Raw genomic sequence first — 15,406 nt, forward strand, 5'->3', positions numbered from 1 at the left:
TAGGGGGGCCCGGCCGGTTGTGCCGAACAGGCCGGGCGGCCGCGCGTTACTGAGAACCGTCTTGGTCCGCAGCAATCGTAGCCCGGGCCCGCAGAACGCAAGCCCAGTATTCCGATCACGCCCCGCGTGGATCGAGCTAAGTCGCTTCTTGCGTAGGAGTTAACCGAACCGCACGCCCCCTGCTGCGGCGCTGCAAGCACGAGACAGACGCCCCCCCGGCGCCTCGACTGCGCCTCTCGTGAAGCAGGTAGAGGGCGAACCAGACCTCCCTGATGTTCCCCTGGCAACGGTCGTAATGATCATACGCGTCAGCCAAGGTCGTGGAGTTCTCGCGGTCGGTCGTTAGGCGTTGATACAGCTCGCGCAGTTGATCGAGCGCCGGCGCCATCCGGCACAGTGTTGGCAGTCCGGCGCCCACATGCGTTGTCGCCAGCAGCCTGCATTTGGGGCGCACCAGCAGCCGCCGGGAGAGCCAAGAGGCCTCGTCCAGTCCGTCGATGATCGTGAGCTCCCCGCCCGCCGCCGACCTCGCGACCGGCGCCAGGGCGGCCAGCAGCGTCGATTTCCCCGATCCGTGGGGGCCCACGATCTCTCCACGCCAGGCATTCGACCGTAACCGCTCTACCAGGTCCTCAATCGAAAGCCCATCGGGCAAGATCGGCGTCAACGCCCCCGGTCTGGTCCAGCAGGTAGCGAAGGGGTTGGAAAAGCGTGAGGGGACGTCCGCGTCGCGGGGCGCGATGGAGATCGTGTTCATGCCTCTTCCCCGGCAACCGCGGCGCTCACGCTCCCCAACCGAAACGGCGCCTCCACCATCTGACTCCGACCCAGCCGTGGCTTGACGCGCAGGCGGACCGCCCAGCAAACCTTCAGGATCAACCCGTCGTAGCTCAGCGGCGCCGAAGGGAGCGTCACTGCGAACTGGATCGGCTTGGCTGGATCGGAATCTGACGGGTCGCGGCCGGGAAGCCGCCGCAGGAAGTGGACCGCCATGTCCTCCTCCCCCTGCCCCGCTGTGTACCACACCACCGACAGCTCGGCCCGTGGATGGATCAACTCGCTCCAGTTGCGGACGTGGCAACGCCCGGTGAGCTCGTCGCCCGGCGCGAAATCGCCGCGCCAATCGAGCGCGATGTGGAGATCGGGGATCGGGCTGGTGGGCTTCATGTTGCGGCGCCAGAGAGCTGACCCTTCGTCGCGCTGGCCGGCTGGGCCGGCGCGGGGTAAACGCACAACGGGAATCGGCGGCGGAAGCTGGGCCAGCGGTGCGCGAGGCATTGCACCTCAACCGACCACGCGACTTCATTGTGCGTAGATCGGAACGAGTGCATCGCGTCGGCCGGGATCTCGATCTCAAACTCGGCTTCGAACGGCCGCGCGGGATCGACGTCGAACCTGCGTTCGCGGAGCAAGGTGTTGCGGTAGACCTCCGCGGTGGCGACGCGCGAGTCGGTGCCCTGCAGGTACGTGGCGACTTCCTCGCACACCAGCGCCGCCACCAGCGAGCGCACCCGGAGCTGTCCGGCCTGAATCACCACGCAGCGGTAGGTTCCCCCGGGGATCATCGGGAGGTCGGACACCTCGACCCGCGTCACCCCAACCCCCGTGGCGGTCCAGGCGTCGCGCATCAGCTCGTAGCCCAGCCCCACGCCGGCAAAGGCCAGCGGGGCCACCAGCAGCGTGATCGGCCAGTTCACGTTTCCTTGCAGAACGTTGGAGACGATCTCTACCAGAAAGAACCCAACCAACCCGTTCCACAGCACGCAGATCAGCGCCATGCCCACCACGCGCCAGCCGCGGGCGCCGTCGATGGGCAGTCGGTACTGCATCCGCACGCCCGGGCTATCGGTGGCGCTCTCCACGGATGGCAGCGGCGACGCCGATAGGACCGACGGCAGTCGGTGCGGCAGCCAAGGGCGATCGGCGCGCCAACGGACCCACTCGGGAGAAGCCCCCACCCGCCGAAGCGTTCGCCACAGCCCAACCCCGCCGATCGCCGCCAGCGACAGCGGGATCGCCAAGGCCCAGGCCGCCCACTGGTCGCGTTCTCGGAGCATCGCGATCGCTCCCCCCACCCCTACGGAAAGGAAGATGAGGTCGGACGCAATCGCCCCAGAAGCGGCCAGCAGCGGCGAGCCGGTGCGCCGCCGCCCCCGTTTCTTTAGCAGCAGTGAGAATCTTGAACGCATTGCAGGAGGGAGTCACGCACGGGAAGGCGGAGCTGATGGATCGATGGCGGCTGCAGTTCGGAAAGGCTCGAACGCCTGGTTTGGGCGCCGCACAGCAAAGTTCGGCGCCCGGTAAGACGCCCGACGAGCGTTCCGGCTGAAGCAGCTATTATCGCCCGGGGCGGGGGGAATTACGAGCGGCGTTTTTCTGGCTGCCGGCGCGAGCGTCAAGCCGCCTGCGGGCAAGCGCTCGTTAGAACTGCTTGCATGGACCACCGGCATCGCTCAAACTTGCAACTTCGGCTCATTCAATCCATCGGAATATCGCAGATGCACCTTGCCTCAACTCCCCGCACCGCGCTGGCCATTTGGACGATCGGCGTCGGTCTCGCGTTGCCAACCCGGGCCGAGCAGGCCAAGCCGTACGACCCCTCGCGGTGGGAAGACGCGATCTCTGCGATCGAGGCGCGCGACCAGAAGTCTCCTCCCCCGCAGCGCGGCATCGTTTTCGTGGGCTCTAGCAGCGTCCGTCTCTGGCCCGTGGCGACATCGTTCCCCGATCGGCGGGTGGTGAACCACGGGTTCGGGGGCTCGCAGATCTGCGACTCGAATCACTTCTTCGACCGCTTGGTGGCGCCCCTGAAGCCCCACACCGTTGTGTTCTACGCCGGCGACAACGATATCGCCGCGGGCAAATCGCCCGCACAGGTGCACAGCGACTTCCAAGCGTTTGTCGCCAAGCTGCACGAGGCGCTCCCCGAGACGCGGCTGGTTTATGTCGCCATCAAGCCGAGCCTGGCGCGGTGGAAGCTTGCCGACACGATCCGCGAAGCGAACGGTCTGATCCGAGAAGATGCAGAAGGGGACGAACTCGTCTCGTACCTCGATGTCTGGCCCCCGATGCTGGGGGCCGACGGAACGCCGCGTAAGGAGCTGTTCCGCGAGGACGGGCTGCACCTGAACGACGAGGGGTACCGGGTTTGGACCAAGCTGCTGCGTCAGTCGCTGGCGGACCGTCAGTCGGCAACGCCCCGGTGAACTCCGACGCCGTGGCGGAATACCAGCTCGCCCCCTAGCCAGCCGGCGATCGCAAGCAACACGACAGCCGCGGCGCTCAGTCCAAGTGCGAGCGTCGTCGGCGTCGGCGGCGATTGGTAGCGTAACGTCCAACTGGCCGCAAAAAGGGCCACCGAGAGCACCGCGGCGACGCCGTGCCAGAGGCCGATATGCTTGGCGGGGGCGCCCGACGGGATCCCCAACCGGTCGATCGTGCCGAAGGGCGCCGCGATCAGCCCCGAAACGATCCCTAAACCGAGCGTCCAGAACGACACGTCTGCCCACCTTGGCTCATCGGTCGCCATCAGAGCAACGTCAAACACCACCGACCCGACCAGCAACCCGATCGGCAAACCTACCAGCATCGGGTGCACGCGGTGGCCCAAGATCTCAACGCCCATGGTAGTCTCCGTGGCGGCTATCGGTGAACGCGGTCGGCCCCCGGAGCCCACTAGCTCCGCATCATTTCCACTACGCGTTTGGCGTTCACCCCTTCGCGTTCGTGCTTCCGCTCCGGCAGCCGGCGGAAGTCGCCCCGTACGTACTTCAGGGCGTAGCGCTCGTGATCGATCTCCGAACGGGTGCGGTACCCCAACCGTCGCAGCACCGGCAGCGGCGGGCACCACCCCTCGATCGCGTGCAGCAACAGAAAGCCGGCGACCGCCGTCGGCAATAAGTACCACTTGCGGTTGACCCCGGCGCCTAGCGCCAAGCCGATGAGGGTCAACGTTGCCGCGTTGGCCTCAAGCGTGCGCTCAACATCCCACTCGTGATCGAGCTCGTCGAGCCGATCGTTGATCGCTTGTGGACCAGCCGATGCACACCGCGCGATCTGCCGCTCTGCATTCTGCCGGATCTGCTCATTGATTTCGTCGCATGTGCTCTGCGGGACGCGCTCGACGCTGGAAGGGATCATGGCTTCTTACCTGGGTAGTGGGGTGATTAGGTCGACTGGACCAACCTCTAGTTTCTTAGCAGAGCAAACGCCGCCAATCAGGCGGGTCACCCACCCGGCCGTAGCAGGGCGTCGCCTCGGGCTGACGAAGGCGCGAAAAGCCAGCCGTCTCGGGCTTAGGGCAACCCCGCCCCGCTGATGCACCTGATCGTCGCGTGGCGGCGTTTGCTCAACGGGTACGCAAGCAAACGGGGCGCCACAAGGTTCGTAGCACTCGCGAAGCGGCATGTGCTTTGCGTTGCGTGGCAGGCATCCCGCTGCGGACGCCGCGCAAACCGTCGCCGGCGGCAGTCGTCCAGCGATCAACCTGAAAGCCGAACAATCGACTTCGGCATTCCAACAACCAACCACTACTTCCATGACCGACCCACGCACTCGCTTTGCCAGTCCCCCATTCTCGGAACAGTCTCAAGAGATGCCCGGATGCACGCAGCGTATGAAGCCCGTCCCCGACCACGGCGAGCAAACGTACCGCGGCAGCGGCCGTCTCGAGGGCTGCGTCGCGATCGTCACCGGGGGCGACAGCGGCATCGGCCGCGCGGTGGCGCTGGCGTTCGCGCGAGAGGGCGCCAGCGTTGTGGTTTCGTATCTTTCGGAAACCGAGGACGCCGAGGCCAGCCTGGCCGACGTACGCGGCGCCGGGGCGGAGGCCGTCGCCGTGGCGGGCGACTTGCGGGACGAAGCCCAGTGCCAGGACCTGATCGACCAAGCGGTCAGGCGTTTCGGCAAGCTGTCGATACTCGTCAACAACGCTGCCTATCAGGAGACGAGCGATTCGGTCGAGGGCTTCTCCAGCGAGTCGTTCGACCGCATCTTTAAAACCAATGTCTACGCGCCGTTCTACCTCTCTAAGGCGGCGCTCCGCCACCTTCAGCCGGGCGATTCGATCATCAACACGGTCTCGATCCAAGGCTACGATCCGGGGGGCTACCTGCTGCCGTACGCGTCGAGCAAGTCCGCCCTGATCGGCATGACCAAAGCGATGGCCAAGCTGACCATGGAGCAAGGGGTGCGGGTGAACGCCGTGGCCCCAGGGCCGGTGTGGACGCCGTTTATCCCGGCCTCGATGCCCGGCGAGAAGGTGAAGAACTTCGGCAAAGACACGCTGTTTGGCCGACCCGCTCAACCGGCGGAGCTAGCGCCGCTGTACGTGTGGTTGGCGTCCGAAGACGCGAGCTACGTCACCGGAGAGGTCTTCGGCGCCACCGGGGGCAGCACCCCGCTCTGAGGCAGAGCTTTTAACCGCCGCCTTACACATCCATCCTGGAGAAACCCATGTCCGTATCCAACACCAGCGCCGAGAAAAAGATCGACGAGATGTACGATTTGATCGGCGACATCGAGACCGCCTTGTTCACGACGCGCCGCACGGACGCAGCGCTAGTGACCCGCCCGATGGCGACGCAGAAGCGGGACGCGGTCGCCGACGTATGGTTCGTGACCAACATCGAGACGCACAAGGTCGACGAGATCCAGCACAACAGCGAGGTCTGCCTGGGCTACTACGACAGCGGCAGCAAGGAGTGGGTTTCGGTCAGCGGCACGGCCAGCATCTGCACCGACCGCATGACGATCCGCAAGCTGCACCAGAGCGACTGGCAGGTGTGGTTTGAGAACGAAGGGGGCGACCGCGACGGCGGGCCCGACGATCCGCGCCTGGCGCTAATCCTGGTAAACGCCCACACGGTGACCTACATGAAGGCCAAGCACTCGCGGCCGGTGGCCCTGTTCGAGATCGCGCGGGGCTTCGCCACGGGCCACACGCCCGACCTCGGCCGCCAGGAGCACCTCTCAGAAAAGGAGCTGGGCTGACGCGCAGAGCGGTTTCCCCCGAGCGGCGGTCGCTAGGCGCTCTACCTCGGCTTGCCGACTTGCGCCCGGCCTGGGCGGGGGAAGCCGATCACTTCGAGCGCCGCGTAGACCTCTTCCAAGGTCTTTTCGCCGAAGTTAGAGATGCCCAGCAGGTATTCCGGCTGGCACTGCAGCAGGTCGTAGACGGTGAGGATGCCCTTCTCTTCCAAGCAGTTGGTGGTGCGAACGGCGAGGCCGATCTCCGCGGTGCTCATCTCGAGACGCTCGTTGAGCTGGTCGCTGTGCAGTTGAGCGTGGTTCAGAGGGATGCGGGGCATCTTTGACTCCTTCCTTGGGTCGGTGAAAGCGGTCCAGATCGCTGGGGCGGAGTATACCGTCAGATTGGGGTTGCGGAGCAAGATTCTCGACAGATTTTCCACGTGCTAGCAGGCATGAGGGACCGCCAAGAGCGCCACGGCGCGCCAAGACGGACAGAAGAAGCCAAGCCGAGAATACGGGATCGGAACAGCTAATAGCGCGAAATAGTTTGCGTGCTGTTCTTGGCGTCTTGCTGGTTCCTTACGTCGGACCTGCCTATCGGCGTATATTCATCCGATGCCGAGCACGAAGCTTACCGAGGGGCTTAACGCCGCCCAGGCCGAGGCGGTGCTGCACGTCGATGGTCCGCTGCTGATTCTGGCGGGGCCCGGGAGCGGTAAGACGCGTGTGGTGACCCACCGCATCGCCCACCTGCTGGAGCAGGGGGTCCCCGCCCACGCCATTTTGGCGCTCACGTTCACCAACAAGGCTGCCGAAGAGATGCGGCGCCGGGTCGGAACGCTGGCGCCGGGGCAGCGGGTATGGCTGAGCACGTTCCACCGCTTCGGCGCCAAGCTGCTACGCAAGTACGGCGACTACGTGGGGCTCAGCCCCAACTTCACGATCTACGACGCCGGCGACGCGCGGAAGACGCTCAAACGCGTGATCGAGGCCCAGCGGCTGCAGACCGGGGGCTACACCGCCGACCGCATTGGCCACGCCATCAGCGACGCCAAGAACAAGCTGATCACCGCGGACAAGTTCAAGGCGACCAGCGGGAGACCGATCTCCCACGTGGTGGCCGAGGCCTACCCCGCCTACCAGCGGAAGCTGATCGAGTCGGACGCGGTCGACTTCGACGACCTGCTGCTGCACGTCGCCCAGATGCTGCACGACAACCCAGAGCTGCGCCGCGAGCTCGACCGGCAGTTCCGCTACGTGCTAGTAGACGAGTACCAGGACACCAACCGGGCGCAGTACGTGATCCTGCGTGCGCTGTCGGTCGACTACCCCAACCTGGCCGCGACCGGCGACCCCGACCAGTCGATCTACGGCTGGCGTGGCGCAGACATCAAGAACATCCTGGAGTTCGAGCGCGACTACCCCAACGTCAAGGTAGTGCGGCTGGAGCAGAACTACCGCAGCACGGGGCTGATCCTACAGGCGGCCGACGAGTTGATCGCCCACAACACCCAGCGGAAGCAGAAGCGGCTGTTCACGGAGAAGGGCCCCGGCGCCCCCGTGCGGCTGGCGGTGTACGGCGATCAGGACAAGGAAGCCTCCGGCATCGCCCGGCAGATCCGCGAAGCGATCGACTCCGGCGAGCGGCGCGCCAGCGACTTCGCCATCTTCTACCGCATCAACGCCCTGTCGAGGTCGATCGAGCGGGCGCTGCGCGAGGCCCGGGTGCCGTTCCAGATGGTGCGGGGGCAGGAGTTCTTCCAGCGGAAAGAGATCAAAGACGTGCTGGCCTACTGCCAGTTGGCCGCCAACCCGCGCGACGACGTGGCGTTCGAGAGGACGGTGAACACGCCGGCACGGGGCATCGGCAAGAAGACGATCGACGCTCTGGCGGAGCACGCCTACCGCACCGGCTCGCCGATGCTTGAGGCGGCCCGCCACGCGGACGCCACGGGCCTTCCCGCCCGTACGGCGAAGAAGGTGCAGGCGTTTGTAGAGATCATCGACGACGTCACCCGGGCGGTAACCGGCTCCGTGGAAGAGCTGCTGGGGGTGGTCCTCGACCGCACCGATTACCTCGAGAAACTCAAGGCCACCGGCGACGAGGAAGACCAGAACCGCATCGAGAACATCCAGGAGCTTCTGACCGACGCCCGGCAGTTTGACGAGCAGTCGGACGAGGGGGGGCTCGAGGAGTACCTCGAACGCGCCTGGCTGGTGAACGAGACCGACAACTGGGAGAACGACGCCGACAAGGTGACCATGATGACGCTGCACGCCGCCAAGGGGCTGGAGTTCCCCGTGGCGTACATCGTGGCGCTCGAAGACGGCATCCTGCCTCACGAGCGGAGCTTGCAAGACCCCAACCAGCTAGAAGAAGAACGCCGGCTGGCGTTCGTGGGCATCACCCGGGCGATGCAGAACCTGCAGCTCAGCTACGTGGCCCGACGCGACTACCGCGGGCAACGGCGGATCGCCATCCCCAGCAGCTTCCTGATGGAGATGCCGCGGGGCCAGATGGACGTGGTGCGTGAAGAGGTCGAGGTGCAGCTCGATACGTGGGACGCCGATCCCTGGGACGCCGAAGAACTGGAGGAGTGGCGGCAAGAGCCACCCCCGGCGCCCGCCAAGCGGCTGCCGGTCGATATCGCGGGGCTGATGACCACCGCGGCGGCCTTGGCGGATGACTCGGCGGAAAAGGCCCTGCCGCGGGTGTCGCCGGAGGTTTTCCGGCAAGGGATGGTGGTGGTCCACCCCGAGTTCGGCCCCGGGAAGATCGTGGCGCTCAGCGGTTCTGGCAAGGGACGCAAGGCGACCATCCGCTTCGCCAAGGCGGGCGAACGACGCTTCGTGCTGGCCCACAGCCCGGTGCGGCCCGCGCAGGGGTAGAGTTTTCTCTCGCAGGGGCGCGGAGGCGCTGAGAGAACTTTCCGAGTAGGATAGGCGACTCACCGAGTCGTCCTCTCCGCGTCTTTGCGCCTCCGCGAGAGATCTTAGCCTCTTGGCGCCTAACCCTCCGACCCCTATGCAATTCGTCTTCTGTACCTGCCAGCCCGGCGCCGAGGGGGCCCTCAAGCGCGAGGTTGCCCACCGCGCTTCAGAGTGGCGGTTCGCCTACTCGCAGAGCGGGCTGGTCACCTTCAAACTGCCCGAGCCGACCACGATCGAGGCGTTTGCCGCGCCCCGGCTGGTCTTCGCGCGCACGCTGGGGCTGTCGGCGGCACAAGTGAAGCCCGAGAGCGGCGCAACCAGCAGCAGCCGACCTACGGTCGGCGAGTCACTCGACCCAATGACCCAAGCCCTCTGGGAGACCCCAGGGCTCCGTGAACTAGCTCAAGCAGCGACAACGCTGCACGTGTGGACCCGCGACCCGGGCGTGCCAGGGGACCGCGGCTACGAGCCGGGGCAGACCGACACCGACCTCGAGACCCGCCAAGCCATCCTCGACTCGGCGCCGGAGGGAAACACGCTGGGCCGCGGCCTGCAGACCGGGGGTGTGGTGATGGATGTCATCCGGATGGCGCCCGGGTGGTGGTGGGTCGGTTGCCACAGGGCCGCCGCGCGGTACGAGCGCTGGCCGGGGGGAACGCCCCCGCTGGACACCCCAGAGGCGATGATCTCTCGGGCGTACCTGAAGATCGCTGAGGCGCTGCGATGGTCGGCCCTTCCGGCCGAGGCCGGCGACCAGTGGGTTGAACTAGGGGCTTCTCCCGGCGGGGCGAGCCAGGCGCTGCTGGACCGCGGGATGAAGGTGATCGGCGTTGATCCGGCGGTGGTCGACCCGTCGCTGGAAGAGAACCCCAACTTCCGCCACCTCCGCCGCCGCGTGATGGACGCCCCGCGGCGCGACTTTATCGGCTGCCGGTGGCTGGCCGCCGACCTGAACGTAGCGCCGCGCTACACGCTGGACGCGGTCGAGGCGCTCGTCGCCCGCCCCGACTCTACCATCCGCGGCATGCTGCTGACGCTCAAGCTGGCCGATTGGGAGCTGGCCGCCCCCGAAAAGCTAAGCGAGTACGCCCAGCGCGTGCAGGGCTGGGGCTTCCGCGACGTCCGCTTCCGCCAACTCGCCCACAACCGGCAAGAGCTGTGCATGGCGGCGCTCAAGAGCCGCTCGCAGCGGCGATTGCGAAGGTAGTTGACGGACGGTTTAGCCACGAAGGACACCAAAGATCACGAAGGTTTGCGACGGAAGCCGTTAAGAAGTTGGCGGCGCCGCCTGCACTTTCTTTGCTTTAGGCTTTGATCGCATCTTCAACTCAAGCGTCGTCCGTCCTTGGTGCTCCTTGGCGACCTTGGTGGTTAGCCGTCGCCGTTCTTCCGGAAGACGGTGCCGTGGTCGACGACGCTCATTCCGAGGAACTTGCTCAGGCCGATCGCCGCGGCGTTGCCGTCTTCGATCTGCGCCTCGACCAGCGCGTAGCCGCGTTTGCGGAGCACGGCGTAGGTCTCGCTCAGCAAATAGGTGGCGAGCCCTTGGCGGTGCAGGGTCGGGGCGACCCACAGGTCGAACACCCCCGCGGTGCGTAGGCCCCAACTGCTGGCGAGCGGCTCGACGTCCCAGATCGACACCGAGGCCTGGATGGCGCCGCCGCGCTTCTCGGTCAGCGTGAACCGCGTGCGGTCGAGGCCGGCCATCACGCAGGCTTCCCACCAGTTGGTCGATTTCGGGGCGTCGATCGTGTCGAAGTTCAGCTCGCGGCGCAACTGCCTCTGCGTGCGGGTGACGGGGGGGCGGAACCTCGCCAGGTCGCGCTGAAGCACCACCAGCCGGCGGTGGGCCTGGTAACCGCTGCGGATATAGAGGTCGGCCTGGCGGTGGTCGCTGTCTAGCACGCCGGGCGCTTGGCTGCCGCCGATCAGGCCCAGGTAGAAGCCGCTGAGCGCCCCCGCGCCCCCGCCCAGGAAGCACGTCGCGCCGTGGCCGCGGAGGTATTCTTCGCTGGCGCGCAACAGGTCGTCTTCGAGGTGGGGGTCGGCCACGCCGGCGTGCGTCATCACCAAGTGGGTGATGCCGAGCGACGTGTCGAGTTCGGCCCCCCCCTGCAAAGGACCGAAACCGGCGTGTGCGAACCCGATCGGCCGGCCGTCCTGCAGGGCGACCACCAAGCCGTCACGGTCGAAATACGGCTTGCTAAAGACCGACATCTCCAGCATGGCGGTCGACACCGGGTGCATCCGCCCGCGTTCCGGGGGCTGGCTACGCCACACCTCGGCAAGGTGGGGCGGGTCGGTGTTGCGGAAGGGTCGCAGTTCAATCAAGAGGGTTCGCGGCCTCCGCGGGCGGGCGCCGGTCGCACCGCGGGGGGATCGCGGGGACGGCGGATCATTGGGAGCTACACGACACAGCCCCAACCGACACCCAAATCCTATCGCCCGCGATGCGGGTCGGAAAGACGCGCTGGCGGATTGTCTGGCTCAGCACCTGCCGCCCCGTGGCGGGGTCATACTGCCAGCCGTGCCAGGGGCAGGTCAGGCGGCACCCGTCCGCTTCGCGGGAAAGGACGCCCCTGCCCAGCGGACCTCCCTGATGGGCGCAGACCCCGTCGATCGCGAAGATCTGCCCCGCGACGTTCGCCAACGCCACCACTTCGGTGCCGACAATCACCTCGATCACCTGCCCGGGCGAAAGCTCCGTAAGCGCCGCTACGTCGTGCCATTCAGCCATGGGAGGCCCCCGCTTGGGCCCGTTTGGCCAGCCGTGCGGCCGCCCTGGGGGGCGGTTCTCCTTTCCACCGACGGTGGACCCACCAGTACTGCTCGGGGGCCCGCCGGATCATCGCCTCGAGCCGCTCGGTGAACCACTCGGTGAACGAAGCGGCGTCTCCCAGTTCGAAACCATCCGCCTGGGGGTCCGCCACGCCCGCCAACTCTACCGTGTACCGCAATGGCGCCCCGCGGCGGCGGGAGGTCATCACCAGCGTGGGGGCCTGGTAGCCAAGCGAAAACAGCGCCACCGCCTTGTGGGTCGAGGCGGGTTTGCCAAAAAAGTTCACCCAGCACCCCCGCGGGCCGGCGTGCTGGTCTCCCAGCAGCGCCACCACCCCGCCGGACGCCATCAGCCGGTCGATGTCTCCCGAACTGCCGTCCTTGGGCAGGATGTGCTGCCCCGTGCGGCCGCGGAAGCGGTTGATCCAGCGGTCGACGTACCGGTTGTCGAGCCTGCGCGCCACCGTGTGGGTCGGAAATCCGAACAGCCCGAGCAGGTAGCCGCCGAGCTCGAAATTGCCGTAGTGGCCGGAAATAATGACCTTCGGCCTCGGCAGCAGCATCAGATCGACGATCGCCCGCTCGTCCCCGATCTGGGTGACGCTCTTCCAATTGCTGCGGTGGACCTTCCGCGGCGCGTGGGCGATCTCGGCCACCATCAGGAATAGGTGGCGCCAGACCTGACGGGTCATCCTGTCGATCTGGGCCTCGCTGGCCGCCGGGAAGGCGATCTTGAGGTTCTCGCGCACCACCCGCCGGCGCAGGCGGATGACCCGGTCGAACAGCCACGCCAGCCCGGCGGCGCCACGGTCGCACAAGCCAAGCGGCAGGGCTTGGATCGTCGCCACGAACACCCGCAGTGCGGCGTAGGCGGCGAAGTCGGCGGCGTTGCGGGGGCCCATGGGAGTCTTCCAGATTCGAGCGGCTAGGTCGGCGTCTCCCCCGGCCGGCCACGTGGCCGGGGCTCGCATCGGCGCCCGACGCGCCCCGCTGCGAGGGCCGTGATTTCTTCCAACGGCGCCGCAGGGTATCCTAGCGGCCCCCCCCATCCCGCTCCAGGCAAATGGTGCAACTTGGACCCGGCCCCCCCCTACGACCCCTGTCTGCACGTTGTGCTGTTCGAGCCCGAGATCCCCTACAACACGGGGAGCGTGGGCCGGACGTGCGTCGCCCTGGGCGCCAAGCTGTGGCTGGTGCGGCCGCTGGGGTTTCGCGTCGACGACTACTACTTGAGGCGTGCCGGGCTCGATTACTGGAAGCACCTGGCCTGGGAGGTGGTCGACGAATGGGCCGCGCTGACCGCCCGATTGCCGGTCGATCGCTGCTGGTTTTTCACCAAGCACGGCCAGCGGGATTACTTAGACGCCGACTACTCGAGGCAAGACGTGCTGGTCTTTGGCCGCGAGTCGAGCGGCCTGCCCGAGGCGATCCGAGGCTTGGCGCCCGACCGCAACCTGATGATCCCTACCCGCCCCGAGGTGCGGAGCCTGAACCTCTCCAACGCGGTCGCGGTCGCCGGGTACGAAGCGGCGCGGCAGTGGCGGGCAATCCGCGGGAAATCACCAACGCCCGAGCCTCAATGACCGATCCGCGCAGGCGCCCAGGCACGTCCCTTGGTCATTGAGGCTTGGTCATCAAGGATTCGACACCGAGTTTTTTGTGCGTCTTCGTGCCTTTTCGTGGCAATCTTCTTTCGTTCCAATAGGCGGATTGGTTTTGCGTCCGCTCCGAGGCAGTTATGGCGATCGACACCGGATTCGAGCATTTCGTTGAACGGGGGGCCCCGCTGGCGCCTCGTACGTGGCTGGCGTTGGGGGGCCCGTCGGAGTACCTGGCTTCGCCGACGTCCGTCGAAGAGCTGGCGGAGCTTGTCCAGCGGTGCCACGCAGAAGAAGTCCCGATCCGCGTGCTGGGGGCCGGGTCAAACCTGCTGGTCAGCGACGCGGGCGTCAAAGGGGTGATCATCGACCTCGAGGCGCCCTGCTTCCAAGGGGTCACCGCCGCCGGCAACCGGCTCAGCGCCGCCGGCGGGGTGCCGCTGGCGACGGCGATCAGCAGCTCGGTCCGCGCCGGGCTGGCGGGCCTAGAAACGCTCGTCGGCATCCCGGGCACCGTGGGGGGGGCGCTGCACGCAAACTCCGGGGGCAAAGGGGGCGATGTCGGCCCCTGGGTCTGCGAGGCGACCGTGATGACACGCACCGGCGAGGTGCGCACCCGCAGCCGAGAAGAGCTGGTGTTCGCCTACCGCCAGAGCAGCCTAGACGAATTGGTGATCCTGGAGGCCGTGTTCGAGCTCTCGCCGGACGACCCCCAGCAGCTCACCAAACGCATGCAGAAGCAGTGGATCATCAAGCGTTCCGGCCAGCCGATGTCGCACGAGCGGTGCGCCCTGGTCTGGAAGAACCCCCGCGGGATGAGCGCCGGCGCGCTCATCGACCAGGCCGGCCTGAAGGGCGCCAGCAGCGGGGGCGCCGAGGTCTCCAAGAAGCACGCCGGGTTCGTGCTAGCTCACGACGGCGCCACCAGCAAGGACGTCCAGGACCTGATCGAGCTTGTCCGCTCGCGTGTAGCGGAGCGGTTGGGGGTCGAGCTGGAAACAGAACTGGAAATCTGGTAATCCACGGACGGTTGTGAACCACACAGTCACTGAGGTCACCGAGAAGAACGCCATCTCGCCGAGGCGCCGAGCCGTTTCCAGCTCTGCGTCTCTGCGAGAGATTGTCGTCGTGCTTCTCGGTGAGCTTCTCTGACCACTGTGGCGTACCACTGATTCGCGCGCCCGGACCGCAAGGAGGCGGCCCGATGCCAAAGAAACCAGAAGTAACCGCTGCACCTCCGGCGCCGGCGCCGACGCCGAGTCGGAGCAAGCGTATTGGGCAGATCGCCGTCGTGCTTGCCGTGATGGCCTTCGCGACCTGGGCGTGCTGGACGCGTCTGGCGGGTTGGATGCGCGTGCGGCCCGAGTACGCCGTCGCGGCCGAGAATATTGAGCTCGTGCCACCCCCGCCGGCGTGGGTGCCGGGCGACCTAAGGCTCGACGCCCTCCGCGACGCTGGGGCGCGGGGCGGGCTCTCGATCCTCGACCCTCCCGCCGAGCTGCAGCAACGGCTGGCTGACGCACTGCGGTTTCACCCCTGGGTCCGCGAGGTCATCCGTATTCGCAAGGCGCCCCCGGCGCGCGTGCTGGTTGAGCTGGAGTACCGCAGGCCGGTGGCCGCCGTGCAGTGGGGCCCGGCGGGAAGCGAGCTGCTGCTTGTCGACGAAGACTGTGTCCGGCTCCCGGAGCGCGACCTCTCCGACACCGCCCGCCGCCGGCTGCCGCGGATCGTGGCCGGGGGGCACAAGCCGCTGGTGGGCGAGCTGTGGACCGATACGCGTGTGATCGGCGCGCTGGCGTTGGTCCGGCGCCTTGGCCCCTACTGGGACAAGCTTTCGTTGCTGGAGGTGTCCGCCCACGCGCAGCCCGAAGTGCGGGGGCAGCAATCGTGGCCCATCTTCCGGCTGCTCACCACCAAGACGATCCGCATTGAGTGGGGCGCCGCGCCCGGGCTGGGCCCCGCCGACGAGCCGGCGTTCGAAGACAAGCTGGCGCGGCTGCTGGGCTACATCGCCGAACACGGCCCGCTCGACTCGCTGTTCGACTCCCCGGGCGTGCTGGAAGTGCGGTACACGTTGACGGCGACGCCGCTGACGGTCAAGCGCAGCGAAGTCGTCAAGTAGCCCCAAG

The 15,406-nt window shown here is 67.0% G+C and carries 17 protein-coding genes; 8 read left to right on the forward strand and 9 right to left on the reverse strand.

Annotation, left to right across the window (positions count from 1 at the left end; translation table 11 throughout):
- Positions 1–136: 136 nt before the first annotated feature.
- Genes Pla175_RS16955 through Pla175_RS16965 form a run of 3 tightly spaced genes read right to left on the reverse strand, consistent with a single transcriptional unit; the run spans position 137 to position 2,189 of the window.
- On the reverse strand, positions 137–757 hold the full coding sequence (locus Pla175_RS16955) for a hypothetical protein (protein WP_145287746.1): 621 nt from the start codon (positions 755–757) through the stop codon (positions 137–139).
- A complete protein-coding gene (locus Pla175_RS16960; protein ID WP_145287749.1) occupies positions 754–1,167 on the reverse strand; it encodes a hypothetical protein in 414 nt (137 codons plus the stop codon). Before Pla175_RS16960 ends, Pla175_RS16955 begins: the two co-directional genes overlap by 4 nt.
- Positions 1,164–2,189, reverse strand: a complete 1,026-nt coding sequence (locus Pla175_RS16965; protein ID WP_145287752.1) for a hypothetical protein — start codon at positions 2,187–2,189, stop codon at positions 1,164–1,166. The genes Pla175_RS16960 and Pla175_RS16965 overlap by 4 nt, the downstream gene beginning before the upstream one ends.
- A 309-nt stretch (positions 2,190–2,498) precedes the next feature.
- Here Pla175_RS16965 and Pla175_RS16970 point away from each other — a divergent pair, with 309 nt between their 5' ends.
- The gene (locus Pla175_RS16970) at positions 2,499–3,206 is read left to right on the forward strand and encodes an SGNH/GDSL hydrolase family protein (protein ID WP_197526923.1); all 708 of its coding nucleotides are present in this window, start codon (positions 2,499–2,501) and stop codon (positions 3,204–3,206) included.
- Here Pla175_RS16970 and Pla175_RS16975 read toward each other — a convergent pair.
- A complete protein-coding gene (locus Pla175_RS16975) occupies positions 3,185–3,625 on the reverse strand; it encodes a DUF2231 domain-containing protein (RefSeq protein ID WP_145287760.1) in 441 nt (146 codons plus the stop codon). The genes Pla175_RS16970 and Pla175_RS16975 overlap by 22 nt on opposite strands.
- 50 nt (positions 3,626–3,675) lie before the next feature.
- Positions 3,676–4,140: a DUF2892 domain-containing protein gene (locus Pla175_RS16980; protein ID WP_145287763.1), complete on the reverse strand. Its 465-nt coding sequence runs from the start codon at positions 4,138–4,140 to the stop codon at positions 3,676–3,678.
- 475 nt (positions 4,141–4,615) lie between these two features.
- Between Pla175_RS16980 and Pla175_RS16985 the strand changes: the two genes are divergently transcribed.
- Both Pla175_RS16985 and Pla175_RS16990 read left to right on the forward strand, forming a co-directional pair.
- Positions 4,616–5,407 carry an SDR family oxidoreductase gene (locus Pla175_RS16985; RefSeq protein WP_231953941.1) on the forward strand — a complete coding sequence of 264 codons (792 nt, stop codon included), beginning with the start codon at positions 4,616–4,618 and terminating at the stop codon, positions 5,405–5,407.
- A gap of 47 nt (positions 5,408–5,454) precedes the next feature.
- Positions 5,455–5,991 carry a pyridoxamine 5'-phosphate oxidase family protein gene (locus Pla175_RS16990; RefSeq protein ID WP_145287768.1) on the forward strand — a complete coding sequence of 179 codons (537 nt, stop codon included), beginning with the start codon at positions 5,455–5,457 and terminating at the stop codon, positions 5,989–5,991.
- A gap of 41 nt (positions 5,992–6,032) precedes the next feature.
- Here the strand turns inward: Pla175_RS16990 and Pla175_RS16995 are convergent, their stop codons facing one another.
- Positions 6,033–6,308, reverse strand: coding sequence for a DNA-directed RNA polymerase subunit alpha C-terminal domain-containing protein (locus tag Pla175_RS16995; RefSeq protein ID WP_145287771.1), 276 nt, complete (start codon positions 6,306–6,308; stop codon positions 6,033–6,035).
- A gap of 277 nt (positions 6,309–6,585) precedes the next feature.
- Here Pla175_RS16995 and Pla175_RS17000 point away from each other — a divergent pair, with 277 nt between their 5' ends.
- On the forward strand, positions 6,586–8,859 hold the full coding sequence (locus Pla175_RS17000) for an ATP-dependent helicase (protein ID WP_145287774.1): 2,274 nt from the start codon (positions 6,586–6,588) through the stop codon (positions 8,857–8,859).
- Between the two features lie 136 nt (positions 8,860–8,995).
- Positions 8,996–10,108 (forward strand): SAM-dependent methyltransferase, encoded by a 1,113-nt coding sequence (locus Pla175_RS17005; protein ID WP_145287776.1) that lies wholly within the window; start codon positions 8,996–8,998, stop codon positions 10,106–10,108.
- A 164-nt stretch (positions 10,109–10,272) separates the two neighbouring features.
- Here the strand turns inward: Pla175_RS17005 and Pla175_RS17010 are convergent, their stop codons facing one another.
- The 3 genes from Pla175_RS17010 to Pla175_RS17020 all read right to left on the reverse strand — a co-directional run bounded on the left by Pla175_RS17010 (position 10,273) and on the right by Pla175_RS17020 (position 12,581).
- On the reverse strand, positions 10,273–11,232 hold the full coding sequence (locus tag Pla175_RS17010; RefSeq protein WP_145287779.1) for a GNAT family N-acetyltransferase: 960 nt from the start codon (positions 11,230–11,232) through the stop codon (positions 10,273–10,275).
- Between the two features lie 64 nt (positions 11,233–11,296).
- The gene (locus tag Pla175_RS17015; RefSeq protein WP_145287782.1) at positions 11,297–11,638 is read right to left on the reverse strand and encodes a Rieske (2Fe-2S) protein; all 342 of its coding nucleotides are present in this window, start codon (positions 11,636–11,638) and stop codon (positions 11,297–11,299) included.
- Positions 11,631–12,581, reverse strand: coding sequence for a lysophospholipid acyltransferase family protein (locus tag Pla175_RS17020; protein WP_197526924.1), 951 nt, complete (start codon positions 12,579–12,581; stop codon positions 11,631–11,633). Before Pla175_RS17020 ends, Pla175_RS17015 begins: the two co-directional genes overlap by 8 nt.
- 171 nt (positions 12,582–12,752) lie before the next feature.
- Here Pla175_RS17020 and Pla175_RS17025 point away from each other — a divergent pair, with 171 nt between their 5' ends.
- From Pla175_RS17025 to Pla175_RS17035, 3 genes are all read left to right on the forward strand, one after another.
- Positions 12,753–13,262 carry a tRNA (cytidine(34)-2'-O)-methyltransferase gene (locus Pla175_RS17025; protein ID WP_145287788.1) on the forward strand — a complete coding sequence of 170 codons (510 nt, stop codon included), beginning with the start codon at positions 12,753–12,755 and terminating at the stop codon, positions 13,260–13,262.
- A 155-nt stretch (positions 13,263–13,417) separates the two neighbouring features.
- Positions 13,418–14,296, forward strand: a complete 879-nt coding sequence (gene murB / locus Pla175_RS17030) for a UDP-N-acetylmuramate dehydrogenase (protein ID WP_145287791.1) — start codon at positions 13,418–13,420, stop codon at positions 14,294–14,296.
- A 185-nt stretch (positions 14,297–14,481) separates the two neighbouring features.
- Entirely contained in the window at positions 14,482–15,399 is a 918-nt protein-coding gene (locus Pla175_RS17035; RefSeq protein WP_145287794.1) for a cell division protein FtsQ/DivIB, read from the forward strand.
- The last annotated feature ends 7 nt before the right edge of the window (positions 15,400–15,406 follow it).

The sequence above is a fragment of the Pirellulimonas nuda genome (genome assembly GCF_007750855.1).
In the GTDB taxonomy this organism is placed as follows: domain Bacteria; phylum Planctomycetota; class Planctomycetia; order Pirellulales; family Lacipirellulaceae; genus Pirellulimonas; species Pirellulimonas nuda.